General features: G+C 44.8%; 25 protein-coding genes. 11 read left to right on the top strand and 14 right to left on the bottom strand.

The window, feature by feature from the left end:
- Nucleotides 1-148: 148 nt before the first annotated feature.
- The gene (locus DBZ36_RS19365; protein WP_120356633.1) at nucleotides 149-988 is read right to left on the bottom strand and encodes a helix-turn-helix domain-containing protein; all 840 of its coding nucleotides are present in this window, start codon (nucleotides 986-988) and stop codon (nucleotides 149-151) included.
- A gap of 138 nt (nucleotides 989-1,126) precedes the next feature.
- Between DBZ36_RS19365 and DBZ36_RS19360 the strand changes: the two genes are divergently transcribed.
- Nucleotides 1,127-2,494 (top strand): MATE family efflux transporter, encoded by a 1,368-nt coding sequence (locus DBZ36_RS19360; protein WP_120356632.1) that lies wholly within the window; start codon nucleotides 1,127-1,129, stop codon nucleotides 2,492-2,494.
- Here the strand turns inward: DBZ36_RS19360 and DBZ36_RS19355 are convergent.
- Entirely contained in the window at nucleotides 2,491-3,027 is a 537-nt protein-coding gene (locus tag DBZ36_RS19355; protein WP_120356631.1) for an NUDIX hydrolase, read from the bottom strand. The two genes, DBZ36_RS19360 and DBZ36_RS19355, sit on opposite strands and share 4 nt — an antisense overlap.
- Before the next feature lie 43 nt (nucleotides 3,028-3,070).
- Nucleotides 3,071-4,039, bottom strand: coding sequence for a LysR family transcriptional regulator (locus DBZ36_RS19350; protein ID WP_120356630.1), 969 nt, complete (start codon nucleotides 4,037-4,039; stop codon nucleotides 3,071-3,073).
- Nucleotides 4,040-4,169: 130 nt separating this feature from the next.
- On the opposite strand from DBZ36_RS19350, the gene DBZ36_RS19345 reads away from it, so the two are divergent.
- Together DBZ36_RS19345 and DBZ36_RS20785 are read left to right on the top strand one after the other, a co-directional pair.
- The gene (locus DBZ36_RS19345; RefSeq protein ID WP_120356629.1) at nucleotides 4,170-5,834 is read left to right on the top strand and encodes a glycoside hydrolase family 13 protein; all 1,665 of its coding nucleotides are present in this window, start codon (nucleotides 4,170-4,172) and stop codon (nucleotides 5,832-5,834) included.
- Between the two features lie 340 nt (nucleotides 5,835-6,174).
- On the top strand, nucleotides 6,175-6,408 hold the full coding sequence (locus DBZ36_RS20785) for a DapH/DapD/GlmU-related protein (protein ID WP_325049140.1): 234 nt from the start codon (nucleotides 6,175-6,177) through the stop codon (nucleotides 6,406-6,408).
- Nucleotides 6,409-6,430: 22 nt separating this feature from the next.
- Here the strand turns inward: DBZ36_RS20785 and ung are convergent, their stop codons facing one another.
- Complete coding sequence (gene ung / locus DBZ36_RS19335; RefSeq protein ID WP_120356628.1) at nucleotides 6,431-7,087, bottom strand: uracil-DNA glycosylase; 657 nt, start codon at nucleotides 7,085-7,087, stop codon at nucleotides 6,431-6,433.
- A gap of 222 nt (nucleotides 7,088-7,309) precedes the next feature.
- On the opposite strand from ung, the gene DBZ36_RS19330 reads away from it, so the two are divergent.
- The 4 genes from DBZ36_RS19330 to DBZ36_RS19315 are packed head-to-tail and all read left to right on the top strand — an operon-like array spanning nucleotide 7,310 to nucleotide 9,899.
- Nucleotides 7,310-7,765, top strand: a complete 456-nt coding sequence (locus DBZ36_RS19330; RefSeq protein WP_120356627.1) for a lactoylglutathione lyase — start codon at nucleotides 7,310-7,312, stop codon at nucleotides 7,763-7,765.
- A gap of 28 nt (nucleotides 7,766-7,793) precedes the next feature.
- Nucleotides 7,794-8,336: a YSC84-related protein gene (locus tag DBZ36_RS19325; RefSeq protein ID WP_120356626.1), complete on the top strand. Its 543-nt coding sequence runs from the start codon at nucleotides 7,794-7,796 to the stop codon at nucleotides 8,334-8,336.
- 22 nt (nucleotides 8,337-8,358) lie between these two features.
- Complete coding sequence (locus tag DBZ36_RS19320) at nucleotides 8,359-9,237, top strand: NAD(P)-dependent oxidoreductase (RefSeq protein ID WP_199711930.1); 879 nt, start codon at nucleotides 8,359-8,361, stop codon at nucleotides 9,235-9,237.
- An 8-nt stretch (nucleotides 9,238-9,245) separates the two neighbouring features.
- Complete coding sequence (locus DBZ36_RS19315; RefSeq protein WP_120356624.1) at nucleotides 9,246-9,899, top strand: YceH family protein; 654 nt, start codon at nucleotides 9,246-9,248, stop codon at nucleotides 9,897-9,899.
- Nucleotides 9,900-9,973: 74 nt separating this feature from the next.
- Here the strand turns inward: DBZ36_RS19315 and DBZ36_RS19310 are convergent, their stop codons facing one another.
- The 3 genes from DBZ36_RS19310 to DBZ36_RS19300 are packed head-to-tail and all read right to left on the bottom strand — an operon-like array spanning nucleotide 9,974 to nucleotide 11,985.
- Entirely contained in the window at nucleotides 9,974-11,116 is a 1,143-nt protein-coding gene (locus DBZ36_RS19310) for an HlyD family secretion protein (RefSeq protein ID WP_120356623.1), read from the bottom strand.
- Between the two features lie 2 nt (nucleotides 11,117-11,118).
- Nucleotides 11,119-11,541 carry a DUF3302 domain-containing protein gene (locus DBZ36_RS19305; protein ID WP_120356622.1) on the bottom strand — a complete coding sequence of 141 codons (423 nt, stop codon included), beginning with the start codon at nucleotides 11,539-11,541 and terminating at the stop codon, nucleotides 11,119-11,121.
- Nucleotides 11,542-11,589: 48 nt separating this feature from the next.
- Nucleotides 11,590-11,985, bottom strand: coding sequence for an MAPEG family protein (locus tag DBZ36_RS19300; protein ID WP_120356621.1), 396 nt, complete (start codon nucleotides 11,983-11,985; stop codon nucleotides 11,590-11,592).
- Between the two features lie 91 nt (nucleotides 11,986-12,076).
- Between DBZ36_RS19300 and DBZ36_RS19295 the strand changes: the two genes are divergently transcribed.
- Nucleotides 12,077-13,024 carry an exo-alpha-sialidase gene (locus tag DBZ36_RS19295; RefSeq protein WP_120356620.1) on the top strand — a complete coding sequence of 316 codons (948 nt, stop codon included), beginning with the start codon at nucleotides 12,077-12,079 and terminating at the stop codon, nucleotides 13,022-13,024.
- Here the strand turns inward: DBZ36_RS19295 and DBZ36_RS19290 are convergent.
- From DBZ36_RS19290 to DBZ36_RS19260, 7 genes are all read right to left on the bottom strand, one after another.
- Complete coding sequence (locus tag DBZ36_RS19290) at nucleotides 12,989-13,978, bottom strand: DUF2860 domain-containing protein (protein WP_158589154.1); 990 nt, start codon at nucleotides 13,976-13,978, stop codon at nucleotides 12,989-12,991. The genes DBZ36_RS19295 and DBZ36_RS19290 overlap by 36 nt on opposite strands.
- A gap of 73 nt (nucleotides 13,979-14,051) precedes the next feature.
- Nucleotides 14,052-14,510 carry an aspartate carbamoyltransferase regulatory subunit gene (pyrI, locus tag DBZ36_RS19285; protein WP_120356618.1) on the bottom strand — a complete coding sequence of 153 codons (459 nt, stop codon included), beginning with the start codon at nucleotides 14,508-14,510 and terminating at the stop codon, nucleotides 14,052-14,054.
- Nucleotide 14,511: 1 nt separating this feature from the next.
- Nucleotides 14,512-15,441, bottom strand: a complete 930-nt coding sequence (pyrB, locus tag DBZ36_RS19280; RefSeq protein WP_120356617.1) for an aspartate carbamoyltransferase — start codon at nucleotides 15,439-15,441, stop codon at nucleotides 14,512-14,514.
- A 72-nt stretch (nucleotides 15,442-15,513) separates the two neighbouring features.
- Nucleotides 15,514-15,903 carry a TraR/DksA family transcriptional regulator gene (locus DBZ36_RS19275; RefSeq protein WP_120356616.1) on the bottom strand — a complete coding sequence of 130 codons (390 nt, stop codon included), beginning with the start codon at nucleotides 15,901-15,903 and terminating at the stop codon, nucleotides 15,514-15,516.
- A gap of 178 nt (nucleotides 15,904-16,081) precedes the next feature.
- Nucleotides 16,082-17,704, bottom strand: coding sequence for a phosphoenolpyruvate carboxykinase (ATP) (gene pckA / locus DBZ36_RS19270; RefSeq protein ID WP_120356615.1), 1,623 nt, complete (start codon nucleotides 17,702-17,704; stop codon nucleotides 16,082-16,084).
- A gap of 167 nt (nucleotides 17,705-17,871) precedes the next feature.
- On the bottom strand, nucleotides 17,872-18,759 hold the full coding sequence (gene hslO / locus DBZ36_RS19265) for an Hsp33 family molecular chaperone HslO (RefSeq protein WP_120356614.1): 888 nt from the start codon (nucleotides 18,757-18,759) through the stop codon (nucleotides 17,872-17,874).
- Nucleotides 18,760-18,767: 8 nt separating this feature from the next.
- Nucleotides 18,768-19,142, bottom strand: a complete 375-nt coding sequence (locus DBZ36_RS19260; RefSeq protein WP_120356613.1) for an RNA-binding S4 domain-containing protein — start codon at nucleotides 19,140-19,142, stop codon at nucleotides 18,768-18,770.
- Between the two features lie 210 nt (nucleotides 19,143-19,352).
- Between DBZ36_RS19260 and gspC the strand changes: the two genes are divergently transcribed.
- The 3 genes from gspC to gspE are packed head-to-tail and all read left to right on the top strand — an operon-like array spanning nucleotide 19,353 to nucleotide 23,778.
- Nucleotides 19,353-20,219 carry a type II secretion system protein GspC gene (gene gspC / locus DBZ36_RS19255; protein ID WP_158589153.1) on the top strand — a complete coding sequence of 289 codons (867 nt, stop codon included), beginning with the start codon at nucleotides 19,353-19,355 and terminating at the stop codon, nucleotides 20,217-20,219.
- Between the two features lie 15 nt (nucleotides 20,220-20,234).
- The gene (gspD, locus tag DBZ36_RS19250; protein ID WP_120356611.1) at nucleotides 20,235-22,274 is read left to right on the top strand and encodes a type II secretion system secretin GspD; all 2,040 of its coding nucleotides are present in this window, start codon (nucleotides 20,235-20,237) and stop codon (nucleotides 22,272-22,274) included.
- Between the two features lies 1 nt (nucleotide 22,275).
- Nucleotides 22,276-23,778: a type II secretion system ATPase GspE gene (gspE, locus tag DBZ36_RS19245; RefSeq protein WP_120356610.1), complete on the top strand. Its 1,503-nt coding sequence runs from the start codon at nucleotides 22,276-22,278 to the stop codon at nucleotides 23,776-23,778.
- The last annotated feature ends 1 nt before the right edge of the window (nucleotide 23,779 follow it).

The following is a 23,779-nucleotide window of genomic DNA, read 5'->3' as shown; positions in this document are numbered from 1 at the left end:
ATCCCTAAGCACGGTAGCGACTCAATCAGAACAAAAACTGACCCCATGGTCAACAATCATTCATTGATTCTGTCGGGTATGCCAAGGAAATAATCATTGGCGCAAAAATCTCCAGAGCTAGCTATTTGTTGGCCCGCTAGCACTTCAATTATTTGTGTAATTGCGCCTTGCGATAGTCTCTTGGGGCTTGTTTATAGAAAGCGTTGAACCGATGGGTAAAGGTAAAAGGATCGTCATACCCCAACTGACTGGCGATACTGCTAACCGACCAATTGGTAAATGTAAGCAACTCAGCGGCTCGTTGCATTTTTACCTTGAGAAGATACTGCTTGGGGCTTTGTTGATAAAGCTGCTGGCAGATGCGGGTAAAATGGGCATTACTTAGGTGTGCTTGTGCGGCCATTTCACTAACGCTTTGGGAGCGATGTAAATGCAAACTAGCATCACGGATGATATGTCGAACGCGGTCACTCGCATCGGGCTTAGAGTGACTTGCGAGGCTAAATTGTAATGCATCTTCAAGCTGTTCAATCCAAGTAGAATTGTGGGATTTTCGCTGCTGCATATCGTGAAACATTACTGTTAGTAAACCCCACAGCAGTTCAGCATGAGGGGCTGAAGTGACATAGGCATTGCGTTCACTCAAAGAGGCCCACAATTGTGAGCGGTCTAAGATAAGCCATGCCATATCCCAATGGCCCGATTGCGGGTCCAGTACAAAGCGAAATGGCTTATGTGCAGGTAGAAACGCTAAATGCCCACTAGGAATGGCTAATTGCTCATCTTCTACATATAAAATTCCAGCGCCATGAATACTATAAATCAGCGTGTGATAACTCGGATTTGCACGTTCCACATGATAACTATTACGCAAATTAGCCAAGCCAGCCATATGAATATGGCTGCTTGATAGCTCGGGGATATCGCTCTGAGTTAAAAATCGCTCGCGACACTCCGGATCCAAATAGACTTTATCGTTCCATTGCATGATGTTTGTTATTAACAGGTATGTGGTGGTTTTTACTATGTTAGTTTATCGCTACTAAAATTACCTTAGCCTTGAGCATATTTCTTATTTATCGAATGCTATTTTTGACTTCGAATCGCTTTAATCTGGATTAAAATCATGACCTTTCTAGGCTTAGACTCGCAACAGTATAAAACCATTTCTGGGATCGCATTACCGATCGCCTTACAGTCGGCTATTTTGGCGGTACTTTCTATGGCGGACGTGTTGATGGTTCATGACCTTGGGCCTGCTGCTATAGCATCAGTTGGTGCAGCCGTTAAGTGGCACTTTGTTGCGATTATGATTATGGCAGGCTTTGGTAGTGCCTGTGGTAGTTTAGTGGCTCAATATTGGGGCAAAGGCCAACGCTCTAAAGCCGCATGGATCAACTGGTATGCGGTGCGCAGTGGTGCTTGGGTAATGCTTCCACTCACCGCAATGGTCTTTATCTTCGCCGAACAAATGCTGTCGGTTCAAAGCACCGATGCACAGGTGATTGCCTATGGAAGTTCATATCTAATCTACAGTTTGCCCTTGTTGTTGCTAACGCACGTTATTATCGCCATCGAATCGAGTTTGCGTTCGAGTGGACAAACCTTACTACCCATGGCTTTAGTTACGTTTACTGTCGTCGTCAACATTGTATTGAATTATGTATTAATACCGATTTATGGTGTTAAGGGAGCTGCAATCGCCACGACTTTGGCGCGAGTGATGCATCTGTGTGCGTTTTTACTGGTTTTATATAAAACAAAAAGTTGGTTGTTTGAGGTCTACCAGGAAAAAATATCGCCTCAATTAAAAGGTGACTTTAAGGCCTTGGTGTTGCCATCGGTTGCCGCGTCATTGGTATGGGGGCTAGGTACCTTGGTGTACCAAATTGTGATTGGGCGTATGGGAACACAAGAGCTGGCTGTGTTTAGTTTACTTGGTCCTTTTGAGTCTCTGTGCTACTCGATATTCTTTGGTTTAGCCGCAGCTTGTTCCGTCTTGGTTGGCCAAAGCCTAGGACGCAATGACTTTGCTAAAGCACGTTTGTTTGCACGTTTCTTTATCGTATCGATTCCAAGTATTTGTGTGGTTTTGGGAGTCGCCCTTTGGCTAGCTCGAGAGCCAGTATTGGCGTTATTACATTTGGATGGAGCTGAGCTATTGCCGGTTGCGTTGCCAACCTTTGCTATTTTTTGCGCGGTGATGTGGATGCGGATGGGTAACATGGTGATGGTGATGGGAATACTACGCGCTGGTGGGCAAGTTAACTTCTGCCTACGTGGTGATATTATCGGTATGTGGTTAATCGCTGTACCATTGGTTTTCTATGGTGCCTTTATAGGTAAATGGGATTTTCAGTGGGTTTATTTAGCGCTTTGGACAGAAGAGATCTGTAAATTTGGTATCTTCTTTTATGGTTATCGCCGCGGTCTGTGGCTGCGCAACCTAACCCGTGATGACGAGGAACTAGAAAGTTTAGTTAGCACAGCCTAGAAAGCGGATTTACCAGGTTTACCGTTTTTGGTTTTCCAGCATTCGAACGCATTTGCATGGGTTTTAAATGCGAAATCTTGTGCCTTAATGCTAACGATTGGCAGCCACAAAACTTCCTGAACCTCCGAAGGTTCAGCTTTAAAATTGTGATCAAGCACTTCAACTTCAAAAAATGCGTCGCTGGTATAGTACACAATACCAGCGTACTCATAAGGGTTGCAGGCTGAATACAAATAGCTCATCGCACAGCAGTCCAAGCCGATTTCTTCTTTCACCTCGCGCGTTAAGGCTCTTTCCAAACTCTCGCCTGGGTCAACAAATCCTCCGGGGAAACCGAGCTTGCCAAGGCCCGGTTCTTTGGCCCTTCGAATTAATAATAGCTGCTCGTCTTTTACAATGAGCGCTGCTGTTGCAGCGGCTACGTTTTGGAAGAACACTTGCTGGCAATCGGGGTTAACACAGCTAAATTGCTGGCCATGCTGCTTTAAATCCGAACTTGCACAGCGTGGACAATAATGAAAAATGTGGGTCATAATTATTCCTGATGCTCATTCTGTTTGCGCTGGACTATTTTACTTACTCTATACAAGTTGCGCCTGCATCCAAGGTTTTTATTTCTGCATTTTGGCTGGCCATCAGTGAGGAGTAGTGTCTAAGTTGGCTTAACAATGTTTCGTTAACTGGACTCGAAGGGCGCGCGTAAATCCCAATGGGTGCCCAGGGCGAGGGATTATCTAGCGGCAAAGCCAGAATGCCTTGCTTGCGAAACTGCACTTCGAGTGCGCTAGGATAAGGCATCACAGCATCACTATTTAACAGCAAATCTAGACTCGCCTTGTAACTATCCACTTCCATGATGGACTGCTGTGATTGCTGTCGTTGCCGCATCATATATTGTTTTGGCAATGGATCATCGAGCAAATGCTGCATTGAATCTCGGTCTGGAGTTACAGCGATCAAGGGATATCGTTGCAATGGGTCTACTGACATCGGGGCTGAAATATTACTGTTGAGTAATAGCGGATGTTGCTCTCGAGCGTAGTAGCTGTCGCGAGCATAGAAAAGTGTTTCGAAAGCAATGTCATTTTGGTGGCTTAAACCATCAATTTGATGGCCAATAAATAGATCAAGGTCAGCGGCGAGCAGTTGCTCCATCAATTCCAAGTGATTGCCAAAACTCAAACGTATGGTTGGGGATTGAGTACTTAAAAACTGAGTTACACTATCCCGGGCAAACAGCTCCCACCAGGCGTCACCGCAACCGAAGCGAAGTTTGCCTTGCCGACGTAGCTTTAAATCTTCAAGTGCGACATGAAATCGCTGCTGGCTATGTTGTAGCTCTCGGCAGTGTTTAAGCAATAATTCACCATATTCACTAAGTTCAATACCACGACTTAAACGTGAATAGAGTTTTACGCCCAGCTGCTGCTCCAGCCGCTGCATGTTAGCACTAACCGTTGGCTGGCTTACATGTAGTAATTGTGAGGCTTTGGTGATGCTTCTGAGTTCACCTACAAACAGAAATTGTTCGTAATAGCGTTCCATCAGATGCTGTCCTTCGATTGGTTGTGATATAGATACTATCTATATCATTTGGTGAAAAAGCAATTATTTGTTTAGTATGGAAAGAACTACACTAGGGGTATTATTGTGAACTTTATAAGTGGTGACTCGAATGCAGACCCCTCCAGTTGAACAAACAACTAAACCAGTAACGTGGTGGCATAACAGCGTTGTATATCAAATTTACCCGCGCAGTTTCTGCGATTCTAATGGAGACGGTATTGGTGATATTCCGGGCATTATTTCTAAGTTGGACTACCTTGAGAAATTAGGTGTAGATGTAATTTGGTTGTCTCCAGTTTATAAGTCGCCTATGGATGACAATGGCTATGATATTTCTGATTACCAAGATATCGCTCCGGAGTTTGGAACTCTAGAAGATATGCTTGAGCTGCTCAAATTAGCTAAAGCTCGAGGAATTCGAATCATTATGGATTTGGTTGTCAATCATAGTTCTGATGAACACGAATGGTTTAAGCAAGCACGTAAATCGCGTGACAACCCCTATCGCGATTACTTTATTTGGCGTGATGGAAAGGGTGACGGTGATTTACCCGATGACCAAGGCTCTGTCTTCGGTGGCCCTGCATGGGAGTATGATGAGCAAACGCAAGCCTATTTCTATCATCAGTTTTCCAAGCGTCAACCCGATTTGAACTGGGAAAACCCCAAGGTTCAAGATGAAGTACACAAGATGATGAACTGGTGGCTAGATAAGGGCATCGGTGGATTTCGACTTGATGTTATCGATCTCATTGGGAAAGATGTCGATAAAGGGATTCGTGGAAATGGTCCCCGATTGCATCCGCTCTTAAAAGAGATGAACCTAGCAACATTTGGCAATCGAGATGTACTAACGGTTGGTGAAACATGGGATGCAACTCCCGAGACGGCTAAGCTTTACTCCAATCCAGAACGTAATGAGCTGTCGATGATATTTCAGTTTGAACATATTACCTTAAGCTGGAAAGGAGGTGATAAATGGCAGCCGATCGAACTTGATCTTAAAGCGTTCAAACAAGTAATGACCCGTTGGCAAACTGAGCTATCCGATCAAGGATGGAATTCTCTCTTTTGGAATAACCATGATTTACCTCGTGCAGTTTCCAAATATGGGGACGACGGCGAGTACCGGGTTAAATCGGCGAAGATGCTAGCGACCGCTTTGCATCTTCTAAAAGGCACGCCGTATATCTATCAAGGCGAAGAGTTAGGCATGACTAATGTCGCCTTTGATAGCATTGATGATTACCGAGATATCGAAACACTTAACTTATATGCCGAACGGGTTGCTCAAGGGGTTGATCCCAAAGCAATGTTAGCCGCGATCCATGAAAACAGTCGTGACAATGCTCGAACACCAATGCATTGGAACAATCAAATTCATGCAGGCTTCACGACCGGACAACCTTGGCTAGCTCTAAATCCTAACTATCCACAGATTAATGCAGCTGATGCTTTGGGTGACGAGAATTCAACTTTTTATCATTATCAAACGCTAATTTCGCTTCGTAAGCAATTTCCAATCATTGTCTATGGGAGCTTTCGCGCGGTTGAACCTGATCACGAAGCTGTGTTCGCATATCTTCGTGAGTTTGAAGGGCAGCAGTTATTGGTGGTGGCAAACTTCAGTGCCCAGAAACAACAATTGTTATTACCAAAAGAACTCCATGGCCGCAGCGGTGAGTGTTTAATCCAAAATCAGCCTGTAGAAAGTCAGTTGGTAGACAATTTGTCGCTAGATGCTTATGAGAGCTTCGCTTTATTGCTTAACTAATTAAGTACAGAGGAATCTTTTTGATGCTAAAAACTGAAAAGCAAAAAATGTTGGATGGTGAGTTGTACTTTGCGTTCTCAGAGCCTTTAAACTCAGAACGAAAGCAGGCAAAGCGTTCTGTTTTGCCCTTAATCAAACCAGTCCTGACGAGCGCGATAAACGCAGTGAGATAGTAGAAGAATTACTAGGTAGTGATGATGCGTTTATCGAATCGCCGTTTTATTGCGATTATGGCTATAACATAAAGCTGGGTAAGAATTTTTACGCCAATCATGGTTGCACCTTCTTAGATTGTTGCGAAATTAGCATTGGCGATAATGTTCTACTCGCACCAGGAGTTGTGATTAGTACCGCTTCTCACCCTCTCGATGCTGATACCCGCAATACAGGACAAGAGCTAGCGGCGCCAATCCAAATTGGAAACTCGGTTTGGATTGGTGCCAATGTCACCATTTGTCCAGGGGTAAGTATCGCAGACAATGTCGTTGTTGGTGCTGGTTCAGTTGTTACCAAAGATCTGCCTGAAAATTGTGTTTGCGCCGGTGTACCGGCGAAAGTAATTCGCAAGCTATAGGCTAATAATCAGTGCCAAAACACTACACCTGCCAGTTGATAGGAGTTCTGCCTTGTTGCGTCAACAAGGCATTGGCGGCAATGAAATGATCGCAGCCGAAGAAACCTCGATGAGCTGATAACGGTGAAGGGTGCGGGGCGCTAAGAACATGATGACGTTGGTTGTTAATGTTGAGTCCCTTTTTCTGAGCATGACTGCCCCAAAGTAAAAAAATAACGCCTTCACAGTGTTGATCAATGGTAGCAATGGCTGCATCGGTAAATTGTTCCCAACCCCATTTAGCATGCGCATTTGGCTTGGCTTGTTCGACACTAAGAACCGAGTTGAGTAGCAGTACTCCTTGCTTCGCCCAGCATTCTAAGTTGCCATGTTGTGGTTGCTGCCAATCCGCATACTCATTTGCGAGTTCTTTATATATATTGCGTAATGAGGGGGGAATTTTTTGACCCGGTTTTACGCTAAAACTAAGACCGTGAGCTTGGTTTTCGCCGTGATAGGGGTCTTGCCCGATAATGACAACCTTTGTTGCGCCTAAAGGTGTGTGTTCAAAGGCAGCAAAGCGTTCGCTTTCTGGCGGATAAATAATACGACCGGCACTCATTTCGCTAGCTAGTCGCCTTTGCAAAACACGATAATAGTCTTGGCGCTGCTCTGTGCTTAAAAACGTGTCCCAATTCATAAACTAACCTCTACAATTAATCGAAAAGCGCTGTTGAAGAGCAAGCACCGTGTTTTTCTTACAGGCTAGACTATCGAAGCTTTGCTGAGCAGTCTACAATGCTATTGAACAATGATGAGTGTTTATGCCGATCGCAAAAAATATCATGCACAGCAAGAGCTTAATAATCCGTATCGTGCAAATCTCAAGGTATAATTCTATGGAAGTGGAAAGGTGTTATTGATGAAGTATTTACATACGATGGTTCGTGTCGAAAACCTCGATGAATCACTAAAGTTTTATTGTGACCTACTTGGATTAAAATTATCTAAACGTAATGATTACGAGGCTGGACGCTTTTCTTTGGTGTATTTAGCCGCCCCCGCAGATATTGAACAAGCACAGCAAGAGCAAGCCCCCTTATTAGAATTGACCTATAACTGGCCGAATGAAGGTGAAGTGGGTGAGCGCTATTCTGGGGGCCGTAACTTCGGACATTTAGCTTATGAAGTTGATGACATTTATGCCTTATGCCAAAAGCTTATGGATGCCGGTGTTGTTATTAACCGTCCGCCACGCGACGGGCATATGGCGTTTATAGTTTCTCCTGATGGAATTTCGGTGGAGCTACTGCAAGCTGGAGAGCGACTAGCTCCAAAAGAACCTTGGGCTTCAATGCAAAATACTGGAAGCTGGTAAACCTAAACACCAACAAAGAGAGAATATTATGAAACGTTTTTTGTTACTAATTGCTGCTGTTCTTTTGAGTTCTACAGCGATTGCAGATGAATTCGGTAGTACGATATCGACTTTTCGTCAAGCTTCTCAAACGGCTCCTTTTTTTGAAGGCGCATATGGTTACGCTGTATTTCCATCCGTGGGCAAAGGGGGCATTGGCTTAGGTGGAGCTTATGGGCAGGGACAAGTATATCGCGGTGGTAGCGCTGTGGGTAAATCAAAACTGGTTCAAGTTACTTTTGGTTTTCAGCTTGGCGGTCAGGCCTTCAGTCAAATAGTCTTCTTACAAGATAAGCGCGCATATGACGAATTTACTAGTGGAAGCTTTGAGTTTGGAGCGCAAGCTAGCGCTGTGGCGATTACTCTAGGCGCATCGGCGCAAGCTGGAACAACAGGCACCGGTGCTCAAGCCGGAGATAATCAAGCCAAAGCCAACTATGTTAGTGGCTACGCAATATTCACTTCAGCCAAAGGTGGACTGATGTACGAAGCGACGATTGGCGGGCAAACTTTTACCTTCGACCCTTACTAGAGCAAAACATGGAGTGTTAGCAATGCGCGTTGCGTTTGTTGGATTAGGAACGATGGGCTACCCAATGGCTGGTCACTTACTGGCCTCGGGTTTTGAGGTTTGCGTATACAATCGAAGCGCTGATAAATCAGAGCGTTGGTTGGCCGAGCATCCCCGGGGTGAAATCGCCAATACACCGCGAGAAGCGGCGATGAACGCTGATGTAGTGTTAAGCTGTGTGGGAAATGATGACGATGTCCGGTCAGTTTATTACGGCGATGATGGAATATTTGCCGACCTAAATCGCGGCGCAATTTGTGTTGACCACACCACCGCTTCGGCAAGTCTTGCTAAGGAATTAGCAGCAGCAGCAAAGCAACTCGATTGTGGCTTTTTAGATGGGCCGGTATCGGGTGGTGAAGCCGGTGCTATAAATGGTGTGCTTACGGTCATGATGGGTGGTGAGCAAGTTCATTTTGATAAAGTGGAACCCGTGCTCAAAGCCTTCTCTAAAGCGGTAACTTTAGTGGGTGAACATGGAGCTGGGCAAGTTTGTAAGATGGCCAATCAGCTTTGTATTGCTGGAGTGCTGCAAGGCCTCAGCGAAGGGCTTAAGCTTGCTCAAAGCGCGGGATTGGATATTGAAACGGTGCAAGCTGTTCTGAAACATGGTGCCGCTGGCAGTTGGCAGCTTGAGAATAGAGCCCTTACTATGGCCAAAGGTGAGTTTGACTTTGGTTTTGCAATTGATTGGATGCGTAAAGACCTTAGTATCTGCTTTGAGCAAGCTGTTCAGTTAAACGTTGAGTTGCCATTGGCAAAGCAAGTTGATCAACGTTATGCACAACTGCAAGAGCGAGGCTTTTCGCGTAGTGATACATCAGTCTTGATCAAACAATTTGATCAAGACCAGCACGCTTAGGAAAATTTATGCTGCAACAGCTTAGCGCTCTAGAGCAACGGGTTATTGGTGTGCTTTTGGAGAAAGAAGAAACCACGCCAGAGCAATATCCGCTATCTCTAAATAGTGTTCAAACGGCTTGTAACCAAAAGAGTAACCGCGAACCGGTTATGGAATTAGACGAAGCTAGTGTGCTAGATACATTGCAGTCACTGATGGATAAGCACTTACTTAGTGAGGCGCCTTTAAGCGGGCGGGTTATTCGTTATCAGCATCGTTTTTGCAACACTCAGTTTGGCGACCTGCAGCTAAGTCGTCAGCAAAAAGCCATATTGTGTGTGTTATTTTTACGCGGCCCTCAAACTCCAGGCGAGCTCCGCACGCGTTGTGCTCGTCTAGGCGAGTTTACCAACGTTAGTGAGGTAGAGTCTTGCCTCCAAAGCTTAAGCAGCTATGAAGGCGGTGCTCTCGTGCTGCGTTTGGAGCGGCAAGCTGGAAAACGCGATGCGCGCTATTGTCATTGCTTTATGGATACCGAAAATCTGGCGCAGAATACTTTGGTAGTTACTACCAACATTGACGGTCGTGCTCAGCATGATGATTTCAACGAGTTAAAGCTAGAAGTGGCCGCACTGCGTGAAGAACTTGATGCCTTAAAGCGACAGCTGCAAGATCTACTTTAAGCACTTTTTATCCATTAATAAAAAAGCCCAGTAACTTTTGGTCACTGGGCTTTTTAGTAAGCTGAATTTATCTCTTAATGGAAAGGAAATAGATAGTTAACCCAACCTTGCATACGCAGCAGTATTTTCCGAATGATAGACACATGGTGGAAATGCTCAGTGTAGATGGCAACTTGAGCGCTTATGCCTAGAGGAAAGTCGTATTCCGCAAACTCTGGGTCTGGAGTAATGGATACAATGGCTCGACTATGCATAAATAGTTTTGAGGTTCCGATGAGGTTACCGTGCGCTTGGTATTCGCCTTCAGATATCGTCGGAATAATTCGTTTGACCTTACCTTTAAATACCTTACCGGGTAAAGCGGTTACGATGAATTCAGCCTCGTCGCCTTCTTTGAGTCGGTTGAGAGAGTTTTCCCAGAACGCCCCAATAATGACGGGATCTTCTGACGGAACAAAACTAATGACTGGACGAAGAGGCGCAGGTACCGCCATCATTCCTCGGCGCAGCGTAAGCTGAGCGACTATACCGTCGACGGGTGCCTTAACCGTTGTCTGTTCGAGATCGAACAGCGCTTTATCTAACTCCGCACGTAGTATAGCGACTTGCGTATTCTCGCCATTGATATTGCTTTTAAACGCAAGTTCTGCGGAGCGTTCTTGAGCCTTGGAGTTGGCAAGTGATGCCTCTGCTGATAAGAAAAGTTGTTTACGGTTTTCAACTTCAAGCTCAGAAAAAGGACTATTCGCGCCACCTTTCTTACGTCCGGTTTCGTAGCGTTCATAGCTTTGTTTGGCACGATCCCGGTCCGCTTCAGTAGACTCGCTGCGAGCTTTGGCTGCAAACCAATCCGCTTCAAGTTGCGGCACTTCATTGATAGCTGTTGCTAGCTGTGCTTGCTTTTGGTCAACGATAGCCTGATATGGACGAGGGTCAATCTGGAACAAGGTTTCGCCTTTCTCGTACTTCGACTCCACCTCTACAGGCACGTCTACAACCATGCCCCGAACTGCGGGCATAATCGGTATTGAGACAAAAGCTTGGCGAGCGTTAGCCGAGAACGGGTGATTGTAGTTCATAATCACAAGCAGCGCCCCAATCAAAACAATACCACCGAGGATGGCTGTTGGAACTGTCCATTTGTTTAGTGGGATATTGAATATTTTAAAAATCGCTATACAGATACCGGTGTAGGTCAATATAAGTAACAAATCCATGCTTATTGTTCCTTTTGCGAGCTTGATTCGTCGAGCTGATTTTGACGGCTGAGTAACACCATTTGGCGCTGTAGCAATTGCAGTTGCTGCTCTAGCTTCTCAATTTTTTCGAGCTGAGCGGTATCAGTTGCCGCAGGTAACTGCGTGTCTTGCGTTACCGCCTCTTCATTATTGTTAGCCTGCGTTTTGTCGACAAAGCCCCAACCACGATCCTCGCGGTATAAAGTTGCCCATATCCACAAAAACGGCCACAGTACATGCAAGGTAAATAGACTTACCCAGCCTGCAACATGTAACGCATCTTGTTGGGGGTGATTTCGTTTTTTGGCAATCTCATAAGGGATATCGTGGATTGCAATAACACCATAAAAAATGGTTAAGCCTACAAAGACCAGTAAGCCAAGGGCAAAGAAATCGAGGAACATACCTGTCACCTGTGATTTATTTAAGAATTAGAAAGATAGTAGCCGAAATCAAGCAAAGCTGGCTAGCGCTAATACAATGTTTGTAAAGGCTAAGCCAATAATTGTAGCAAAGGTAGTATACATCCCCCAGCTTCGACCAAACGAAAGTCCGCGTGAGCGAGAATATCCCCAAGCGTGAAGTAGACGAGAGATTAAAGCCAGACTTCCGAATCCCCATACCAGTAGCTCGGGGGCTCCATTGAGCTCTGCGATAGCCAACAGAATCAAGCTGATTGGCATATATTCACAGGCATTTGCGTGAACTCGTTGTTGGTGTTTAAGGTCGTCAGGACTCGTTTTGGTCTTGTACAACTGTAGTGCTCGCCTTTCTTTTACCACGGCAGCTGAGAGGCCTAGTAAGAGTAAAGCGCACAATGATGCGAATAGTGCGGAGATGGGGAGCATTGCAATTTCCTTATGCTAAGTTCGTAGTTGCCGTTACTATAGCAGAGCAAGTAGTTTAATTAACTGAAACTAGAAAGGTTTTGAGGTCTACATGGAATCATTTGTTGATGTTGCACGAATATGGGATCAAGGTGAGCATAATGCATTTTGTGATCTCTGTGTGTGGAATGACAGTTTAGTTGCGGTTTTTAGAGAAGCTTCGGCCCATGTATCTGTGCAAGGCTCAATTAGAGTGCTTCAAAGTACTGACGAGAAAAGCTGGCTTTCGGTGGCGCTTCTGCAAGCTGAGAGCTTGGATTACCGAGACCCCAAACTCACTGTGCTCACAGATGGTCGTCTGATGATGAATATTGCGGTGGTTAATCGAACCGGAGAAAATAAAGGCCTACAAAGCGCTGTGTTATTTAGCAAGGATGCGCGTAATTGGAGCGATCCAAAAACCGTTGGATTAGCAGGGGATTGGTTGTGGCGCAGTACCCAGCTCAGTGACGGTATATATAGCATGAGTTACCAAAAAACCACTGAAGTGAATCGCTTGTACAAATTTGATGGAAAAGATGCTTTTGATCTTTACCTAGATCCGATGTTTAGTAAGCAGAATAATGGCTTAGGTTACCCAAATGAGCATGCGATGTGCTTGCTGGAAGATCAACGCGCCTTATGTTTATTACGGCGTGACGCGGATAGCAGCAGTGCCCAATTAGGCATCGCGAGTCCGCCATACACCGACTGGAGCTGGCAAGACTTAGCGATTGCGATAGGGGGGCCTGAACTATGCAAATTATCGCAAGAGGTGGTTCTTGCCGCGGTTCGTTTGTATGAACCCGCCCGCACTAGTATCGCAATGCTTGATTATACCAATGGGAGCCTTCGAGAACTATTCAGCTTACCATCGGGCGGAGATAATTCGTACGCTGGACTGAAACTATGGCGAGGACAGCTTTATTGCGTTTATTACTCGAGCCATGAACAACATAGCTCGATTTATTGCGCGGTAATAAGTTTAGAAGGTATAGCTCAAGCCAAGGCTTGCGACTAGTGCTTTGCTGTCGTAGAAGCTTATGTTCGCATCGTTATTGGTATAACCTGCAAGGGCGTTAAAGCTAACATCTTTCCAAGAAAAAGGTTCTTTGTAGGCGTAAATAGCAAACAGGTTCCAATGCTTATCTTCTTGGGTGCGTCCGTCGAAAACAGGATTTGAGCCATCGTACTTGCGTTGTCCATAACCAAGATTAGCACTCACAATATGCGCTTGGTGACGATACACTGCATTCGCTGATAATTCCCAGTCATCACTACTCATGGCTGTCCCATCGGCTTTGGTTTGGGTATAGCTTAAACGAGGTTCAACAAACCATTGCTTCGATAAAGGCACAAATACACTGGCCGCAAATCGATGAATATCGGCATTACGATTAAGTGACGATTGCTGCGCCGAAGACAAACCGGCGCCACTACGTTCTTGTTCAATATCACGTTTAGCGTAGGCGTACTTCAAACTTACTGGGGATTCTGCGATAAAGTCCCATGCAACCCTACCCCCTAAGTAGTTTTCTTCGGTTTTGCTACGAGCACTGTTAGTTAAATATGGGTCTTGCCAAGTTTCGTTGGCGAATGGCAAACTTGGGAAAAGCGCAGCTGTAACACGGCTGTTCTCACCTAACTTTCTTGTATACCCCAACTCGTATTGAAATTGTCCTCGACCGACGTTTTCGGCACTGTTACCAAAAAATAGCTGATCTTGCATTGACTCGAAAGTATATGAGATGCGGCCAAGGGGGTAGACAATCGCTGAGCTACTAGATTTAGGGTCCTGTTCTAGGTCGCTGATCGTGGCATTGTCGTCATCTGTTGAGAATTGCGAGCTACTTTGAACAACACCAACGTTTAAACCAAGAGTCACATCCCAGCCAGGCTCCTGAGCCAATGGTCTAGCATTAACTAAAGAGCTACTTAGACCTATTACTACTAAGGGCAGTACAACTGTCTTCATGGTCATCATCCTTTAAATACCTAATGTCCTACTATTCGCAAGCGAGATGCAAATAGATCAATGTGCAATACGATTAATCTAGTTCATGGAAAAATCTGCTATCAAAGCTTTTCTCACAGTAGTGACATTTTAGTTTCACTTCATTGATATTTTGACGCAGTGCAAACTTACTTGCGACGGATTCACTGTGAGTAATGCAATTGCTATTAGGGCAATCTAACACTCCTTTGATTGATTCGGGTAGTGCAACATTGAACTTGTTTACCACTTCATACTGGTCGATGACATTAATGGTTGCTTTTGGAGCAAATAAAGCGAGTTGATTGGCTTGTTCACTCGTAAAGGCGATGTTCTCAACTTTGATAAGGTCCTTTTTACCGCCATCGTGGGTGGGTAGATTAATTCCAACCGTCAGGCGCTGGTCATCATCAGCGAGTTGGAAGAATTTTAATATGCGGATGCCTTTGCCGGCAGGGATATGATCAATAACGGTGCCGTTTTCAATCGCTTCAACTTTTAGTTTACGTTTCATGTTAGACCCCATATTGATTGGTTAGAACCAGTGCAAGTAAGGCTTGTCGTGCATAAACACCATTTTGCGCTTGCTGAAAATAATAAGCATAAGGAGTCTCATCGACGTCAGAATCAATCTCATCAATACGCGGCAGAGGGTGCAAGACTTTAAGGTTGGATTTTACGCGACCTAACATTGAGGCATTGAGAACAAAGCTAGATTTTATGTGTTGGTATTCGGTTTCGTCAAAACGTTCGCGTTGTACCCGCGTCATATACAGCACGTCGAGTTCATTAACAACGGTTTCGATACTTTGGTGAATGGAAAAACGGATCTGTTTTTCTTTTAGCTCTTCAATCAGATAGTCGGGCATTGCCAGGGCGGGTGGGGCAATAAAGTAAAATTCACAATCAAATAAGGATAGAGCTTGAGTCAAAGAGTGAACGGTACGACCATATTTGAGGTCGCCTACAAATGCAACTTTTAAGCCCTCAAGGCTACCTTGGGTTTCATAGATACTAAATAGGTCGAGCAGGGTTTGGGTGGGATGTTGGTTGGAGCCATCACCGCCGTTGATAACCGGTACACTAGAGAACTCGCTAGCTAAACGTGCTGCGCCTTCTTGCGGGTGGCGCATAAAAAATGCATCGCTGTAGGATGAAATAACCTGAACTGAGTCAGCTAAGGTTTCCCCTTTTTTACCTAACGAGGTATTACCACCGTCATCAAATCCAATAACGCTGCCGCCAAGCCGTTGAACAGCAGTTTCAAATGATAAACGAGTACGGGTTGAAGCTTCAAAAAAACAGCTAGCTACAACCTTGTTTTTCAGCAGTTCAACTTGAGGTGATGCTTTAAGTTTAGAAGCTGTGGAGACAATGAGCTCAAGTTCTGAGCGAGACAAATCAGCAATTGAAACTATGTGCTTTTGATAAAGCGGGTTATTCATGCGAGGTCCTGGTCCGATTGGTTGAATCGGACCGGAATTATAGCAGTGCTAAGGGCTTTGGAATACGCTTTTTTAGCGCATACTTCCATTTGAGCGTTCACGAACGTCTTGGCAATCAATGCAATAGCGAGATTCAGGGCGAGCATTGAGGCGTGGCATGGAAATATCATCACCACAACTTTCACAGAAGCCGAAATCGTCTGAATCAATGCGTCGTAGTGCATCCTTTAAGCTTTTCATAAGCTTAAGGTCATGTTGACGACGATTTAAAAGCAATTGTTGGCTTTCTTCCTGATTGGCACGATCAACTTCGTCACCGGTCTCAGTCGCATCACGCTTAACTGCTTCATGATCTTCCAAACGCTGCGTGACATTATTGAGTTCATCCAGCAATTTTTGCTTAAAAACATTAATTTCTTGTTCGTTAATCATCGTTGAGCAATCGGCCTTGGTTGGGAGCATTTCAAAATTCAAGCCGTCTATTATATGTAAAACCTTTGCATGAAACTAGGGCTAGCAGTCTTTTTGAGATTATATTTCGCTCAAATTGTCTGTTTTATCCCAATAATGATAAGTCGGAGGTATAAAAAAACGCCGAACAATGTCGGCGTTTAAAGGCTTGTACATGCTAAGTTATGGGTTACTTCGCTTGTGGTCCTGCTGCAACTAGCGCCTGGCCTTCAGCATTGTCAGTATACTTATCAAAGTTCTTAATAAAGCGGTTGGCTAAATCTTGAGCTTTGCTATCCCACTGTAGAGGATCTTGGTAGGTATCACGAGGATCTAAAATACCACTGTCTACACCACGTAGTGTGGTTGGGACTTCCATATTAAAGACGGGTAACACTTTGGTATCAGACTCTTCAATAGAACCATCTAGAATAGCGTCAATAATAGCGCGCGTATCTTGAATAGAAATACGTTTGCCTGTGCCATTCCAGCCGGTGTTCACCAAGTAGGCTTCTGCACCAGCTGCTTCCATACGCTTCACTAGTACTTCTGCATATTTGGTAGGGTGCAAGGTTAAGAAAGCTGCGCCAAAACAAGCCGAGAAGGTTGGTGTTGGTTCAGTGATTCCACGCTCTGTACCCGCTAGTTTCGCGGTAAAGCCCGAGAGGAAATGGTACTTCGTTTGCTCTGGTGTCAATTTAGCCACTGGTGGTAGTACGCCAAAGGCATCAGCTGTTAAGAAAATAACTTTCTGAGCATGACCCGCTTTTGAAACCGGTTTAACGATATTATCGATGTGATAGATAGGGTAAGAAACACGGGTGTTTTCGGTTTTAGAACCATCATCAAAATCAATCGAACCATCATTACGTACGGTCACGTTTTCAAGCAAGGCATCACGACGAATAGCATTGTAGATATCGGGTTCAGCTTCTTTACTAAGGTTAATGGTTTTAGCGTAGCAACCACCTTCGTAGTTAAACACGCCGTTGTCATCCCAGCCATGCTCATCATCACCAATTAATTGGCGTTTAGGGTCAGTTGAAAGGGTTGTTTTACCTGTGCCTGACAAACCAAAGAAAATTGCAACGTCGCCTTTTTCACCAACGTTAGCACTACAGTGCATAGATGCGATGTCTTGCAGCGGCAAGAAGTAGTTCATCATGGCGAACATACCTTTCTTCATTTCGCCGCCGTACCAAGTACCGCCAATGATTTGCATTTTCTCGGTTAAGTTAAAGACTGTGAAGTTTTCAGAATTTAGACCGTGTTCTTTCCATTTTTGATTGGTTGTTTTGGAACCGTTCATCACTACGAAGTCTGGCTCATAGGTTTCCAACTCTTCTTCAGTTGGGCGAATGAACATGTTGGTTACAAAGTGCGCCTGCCATGCTACCGCGACAATGAAGCGAACTTTTAGACGGGTATCTGGATTTGCTCCGCAGTATGTATCAACTACAAATAGGCGATTTTCCGATAACTCGTTAGTAACATTCTGTTTGAGATCGTCCCAAACTTCTTGTGTGATGGCTTTATTGTCATTTTTTGCTTTTTCACTGGTCCACCACATGGTGTCACGAGTGACGTCATCTTCAACAATAAATTTATCTTTTGGCGAGCGACCAGTGAAAATACCGGTATCAACTGCTACTGCACCCATGTTGGTTACAACACCGCGCTCATAGCCCACCAAATCATCGCGAGTTTCTTCAGCAAAAAGCACTTCATAAGATGGATTGCGAAGAATTTCTTTCGCGCCCTTGATGCCGTATTGTTCTAGGTCGACGTTTACTTTTTCAGCCGTTTCGATCATTTTTTTCTCCTAGGGTAGAGGTTTTATTTTTTTAGTTCGAATCTGAGTTTGATTTTATGGTTTTGGGCGGGGGAAAAAGAGATAGAGTTCAAAAAAAAAGGACAATGTAGTTAACTATCGACAAAATGAGCGAGAAATGAGCAGTAGATCTCATTTCCCGCAGTTTACTAGTGGATTTGTGGATTGTTTTCGGTTGTTGTTTTGTTAAACAACAACTCAATATCTTCAGCGTTGAAGCGGTATTCCTTGCTGCAAAAGTCGCAATGCATAACAACTGCACCAGTTTCGCTACAAACTGCTAACAACTCCTTAATATCCATACTGTGCAAAGCATTTTCGCAACGTTGACTCGAACAAGTACATTTGAACGAAACATCCAAGGGTTCGTAAAGCTGAACCTCTTCTTGATGATATAGTCGATACAGCGCGTCTTGGTTACTTAGGCCAAACAACTCTTCTGCGCGAAGTGTGTTTGCCAGCTGCGATAAATCCTCAAGTTGTTCACTCGATTGCTCTGACTCGCCAGGTAGAACTTGCAACAGTTGCCCACCACAATGAGAGCTATCTTTGCCAAGTAAGGTGTATAGCCAAATACGCGTAGGAAGTTGCTCAGATTGCGCAAAGTATGCTTCTAAACTCTGAGCCAAACCACGCGGATCAATAGCGACGATACCTTGGTAGCGTTCACCTTTAGTTGGGCTGATGGTGATTACAATATGCGCTTTGCCGACTAATTCAGTAAAACTAAGGTCTTCGACGAGCTCTTCTTCGTAGCGAGCGGTTCCACGTAGTTGTTGTAAATGATCTCCGCTTACCGCAGCAAAACTAAGTGGACCATCGCCTTGAATTTGAACGGTTATGTCGCCTTCAAATTTAAGAGTTGCAGTCAGTAGTGAGCTTGCTGCCAATAGTTCGCCAAGCAGAACTTGCACGCATTGCGGGTAGTGTTTTGTTTGCAGAACTTCAGTGAAGCTCTGTTTTAGTTGTACGAGTTCGCCGCGAATGTTTTTATCTTCAAACATAAAACGCTGCAAACTATCTTTGGTTTGGCTCATGCTAGTTCCTATTGCTCACTTTTAAACTGAATTATTTTACGCCGTTGCTTCTTGTCCGGTCGCCCTTCACTTCGATGGTGCTTTGCCAGCAATCGTCGCTGCTCAGCTTCAGCATTTCGTTTTTCTATGCTGCCTTGTGTTTCAAGATAAAGTTCTTGCGCAATGCTGGCTTGGCTGCGTTTATCGCTAAGCGCTATCACGGTTATGGTCTTTCGAACATTGGACTGCCAGAGCGTAATCTCTGCACCAATGTCTACCGTTTTACTCGGCTTACAGCGTTGTTCATTATAGTGGACTTTACCACCTGCAATCATTTCTGTGGCTAAGCCGCGAGTTTTATAGAAACGAGCAGCCCATAACCATTTATCCAGTCTAACCTTCATCCACTTAATCCTGTTTACGCCTCAAAAACCATTTTAAGCTAAAATTGTTGTTGTGAGGCAGCTGGCCTAGCTATATGGTAGCATTTGCTTTCAATTTCAAGGTTTGTCGCTTGGTATGCGAAGCATTTTCCTAACTAAGCTTAAGTAAAAGCGTTTTATTTTGTTGATTTTCAACACTTAGATGACATGGACTGTGGCTCGCAAAAATACATGCAAAAAATAGATTTTTCGGATCAACTAAATCGTTTGGCGCTTTCAACGCAGCTTAGTCGCTGGATATTCCTTGTTTTGCTGATTAGTGGAGCGTGGATCGTCGGACGAAGTGCTAGTCTGTTATTGCCCCAAGAACCGTCGCGTGGTCTCATAACGAGCCATACAGGCTCGTTGGTTCAAAGCCCGCTCTCTGAGGGGCAAAGTATGGATTCTGTGATTGCCTTGCATTTGTTCGGTGAGGAAAAGTCCAGCTCAACGGTCATTAAACAAGTTAGTTCAGAAGCACCTACAACTCAGCTCAATTTGCGTTTAAGTGGCTTGGTTTACAGTACCGACCCTAGTCGAGCAAGTGCCTTGATTGATTCCAAAGGTAAGGAGCAAAGCTACCGCAGCGGTGAATCAATTATAGGAACCCAGGCGAAGTTAGTTGAAGTTCAGTTAGACAGAGTCATCATAAGCCATCGTGGTAAAAATGAATCCTTGCTCTTGGATCCGCCCAAATCTAAGAATTCCAGTAAAACTCCTGCTCGACAAAGCAACAACACCAATCGTTCAACTAGAACAAAAGTCGCAGAAATTGCCTCGACCCCGGGGAAATTGAGTGACTATATTCGTATCTCTCCAGTACAGCAAGACGGTGAAGTTCGAGGATATCGTGTCAATGCAGGCAAACAACAACAGTTTTTTGAAGAATCGGGTTTACAGGCTAATGATTTGGCAATCGCTATTAATGGTTATGACTTAACCGATAAGGAACAGGCCATGCAAATCATGCAAGAATTACCCTTACTAGTGGATGCAACCGTGACGGTTGAGCGTGAAGGGCAACTTGAGGATATTTATGTGCAGTTACCACAAGAATAGGAACCACAAATAGACATGGGAAATAATACCGTTTGTCGCTGCTTGTTACTGCTAGTACTAAGCTTGAGCAGTGTTGCACAGAGCACAGAATTCACCGCCAGTTTCAAAGATGCTGACATTAACGAGTTCATCCTAACTGTGGGGCAGAACTTAAATAAAACCATAGTGGTGGACCCAAGTGTGCGCGGTAAAGTAAGTGTGCGTAGCTATGATTTACTTAATGAAAAACAGTATTACCAGTTTTTTCTCAATGTATTGCAGGTTTATGGGTATGCAGCTGTAGAGATGCCCAATGGCTTAATTAAAGTAATAAAAAGTAAAGATGCAAAAATTGCTGCCATTCCGGTACTTGGAGATGATGGTTATGCGCAAGGCGATGAAATGATAACTCGTGTTGTTGCGGTTAAAAATGTATCTGTACGAGAACTAGCACCACTACTACGCCAACTAAATGACAATGCTGGCGGTGGTAACGTCGTCAATTATGACCCTTCAAACGTGATTATGATTACGGGCCGCGCCGCTGTGGTCAACCGATTAGCAGAGATCGTTCGTCGTGTTGATAAAGCTGGCGATCAAGATGTTGACATCATTCGTCTGCGCTATGCAAGTTCAGGAGAAATGGTAAGGATAGTACAAAACCTCATCGCGACTACCACAGCCAAAGGTGCTGCACCGAGTCTGTTACAGCCAAAAGTGGTAGCTGATGAACGAACCAATAGCTTGATCATTTCGGGCGAGCCTCAGCTTCGTCAACGCATTTTGGCTTTGGTTAGTCAATTGGACAATGAACTCGAAACCTTTGGTAATACGCGGGTGTTTTATCTTAAGTATGCCAAGGCCGAAGACCTTGTTACTGTGATAACTGGGGTGCAAAGCTCCTTAGCAAGCGAAGAGAAAAGCGCAGCGAAAGGCCGTACTAAAAATGGAACCTTTTCTGTGGTTGCGCATTTAGAAACCAACGCGCTAGTGATTACTGCCCAACCCGATACGATGCGCACCCTTGAAGGTGTTATCGGTCAATTGGATATACGCCGTGCGCAAGTGAATGTAGAAGCAATAATTGTTGAAGTCGCCGAAGGTGATGGAGTGAGCTTAGGTGTTCAATGGGCAACGCAAGCTGGTGGTACTCAATTTAACGATGGCATTAATGTTCCAATAACCGAAATAGGTGCTGGGATCTACGATGCACAGCCTACTGAGGGAAGTACGGTTATTTCTGACAATGGGGCGACTACAATCAATCCAGATACCCCGGGTGACATTTCTGCATTGGCTAGCTCGCTAGCTAAAATATCGGGAGCCGCATTTGGATTTAGTGGTGCAAACTGGGGTGTGCTCATTCAGGCTGCAGCTAACGATTCGCGCTCAAACTTGTTGGCAACACCATCCATCACCACTTTAGATAACCAGGAAGCTTTTTTTGTTGTTGGAGAAGAAGTGCCCGTGTTAACCGGTTCAACTTCCGGCTCCAATAATGACAATCCGTTTACAACTGTTGACCGACGAGAAATCGGCATCAAGCTTAAAGTGACGCCGCAAATTAATGAAGGCAACGCAGTTCAGCTGACCATAGAGCAGGAAGTATCTAAGGTTCAGGGGCAAACAAATCTAGATGTGGTATTCGCGACTCGCCAACTGAGAACCACTGTATTAGTTGATAGCGGTGAAACGGTCGTGCTTGGTGGACTGCTTGACGATCAAGTTGAAGAAAGTGAAAGCAAGGTTCCAATTCTTGGAGATATTCCAGTGCTTGGGCATTTATTTCGCTCAACAGGCTCCAAAAAAGTGAAGCGCAATCTAATGGTTTTTATTCGCCCAACGATTATTCGCGATGCATCAACCATGCAGGACTTGAGTGCTCGAAAGTACTCACAAATTCGTGCGCAACAGCTTATGCGTAGCGATATAGGTATTGCCCTGATGCCGAATACTAGAACCCCCGTTTTACCAGAATATGGCGTTATCGATGAAGTTCCAGTGGAAGTACAAGAATATTTGGACTACATAAAACAGAAGGAACTCGAGGAGCAAGCCGAGCAGGAGACGCAATAGTATGTCTCATTTGCCAGTAGAGCAAAGTCAGCAATCCAAAGACCTCGATTGGCAGTTGCCGTATAGTTATGCGAAAGCGCATGGCGTATACCTACACCGAGAGAACTCTCAACTCGAATTATGCTATTGCCAGCAGCCATCATTAGATGTCCTACTAGAAGTATCACGATTTGTTGATGAAGACTTTCTTCACATTGAGCAGGATCAACAAGGTTTTGAAAACGGACTAACTCAGTGTTATCAACGAGACAGCTCGCAAGCTCGAGAATTGATGCAAAATATCGGTAATGAGATGGACTTTTTCACCTTAGCCGAAGAATTGCCAAACAACGAAGATCTACTCGATAGCGATGATGACGCGCCAATTATTAAGCTGATTAACGCCATGCTAGGCGAGGCCATCAAAGAAGGTGCCAGTGACATCCATGTTGAGACCTATGAGCGCCAGTTAGTTATTCGCTTTCGTATCGATGGTGTCTTGCGTGAAATATTGCGGCCTCAGCGCCGCTTAGCCTCTTTGCTTGTTTCTCGTATTAAGGTTATGGCTCGCCTCGACATAGCCGAAAAACGGTTGCCACAAGACGGGCGGATCAGCTTGCGCATAGCAGGAAGAAATGTCGATGTTCGTGTTTCAACCATGCCCACCGCGCATGGTGAGCGGGTTGTGTTACGTCTGCTTGACCAAAACCAAGCGCGTTTAAGTCTGGGTAACCTCGGCTTACAAACGCATTCGCAACAGAATTTACACGATATATTATACAAACCGCATGGCATTGTTCTGGTGACCGGTCCAACCGGCTCTGGTAAAAGTACCACGCTATACGCAGGGCTAAGCGAGATCAATGGAAGTCAACGTAACATCCTTACGGTTGAAGACCCAATTGAATACAACATCGAAGGCATTGGTCAAACTCAGGTAAACACCAAAGTTGATATGACCTTTGCCCGCGGCCTAAGAGCTATCCTTCGTCAAGATCCAGATGTGGTTATGATCGGTGAGATTCGTGATCTGGAGACCGCTCAAATTGCTGTGCAGGCTAGTCTCACTGGACATCTAGTGTTATCTACATTACACACCAACACTGCTATCGGCGCCATTACTCGGATGCGTGATATGGGCATTGAACCTTTTTTACTCGCGTCAAGTTTGCTTGGGGTGCTAGCCCAGCGACTAATCCGGTGCCTGTGCAGGCAATGCCGTCAGCCGCATATGGCAAGTGAGCAAGAAATGGCCTTGCTCGGTATAAAAGAGAGTCTCGAAATATATAGCCCTCGGGGTTGCGAGCAATGTAACGGAACAGGATACAGAGGTCGAGTCGGCATCTATGAACTGTTGCAGGTAAACGATAGGGTCCGAGACTTAATTCATAGCGATGCAAGTGAGCATCAATTTATACAAGCGCTTGGAGACGAACACCTTTCGATTCGGCAAGATGGTATTTCCAAAGTTCTTTCTGGTGTCAGTACGCTGGAAGAAGTATTGCGTGTGACTCGAGAGGAGTAAG

The organism is Alginatibacterium sediminis (assembly GCF_003610775.1).
GTDB lineage: Bacteria > Pseudomonadota > Gammaproteobacteria > Enterobacterales > Celerinatantimonadaceae > Alginatibacterium > Alginatibacterium sediminis.
The sequence above is the reverse complement of the archived record's forward strand: the minus strand, read 5'-3'. Positions and strand labels throughout refer to the sequence as shown.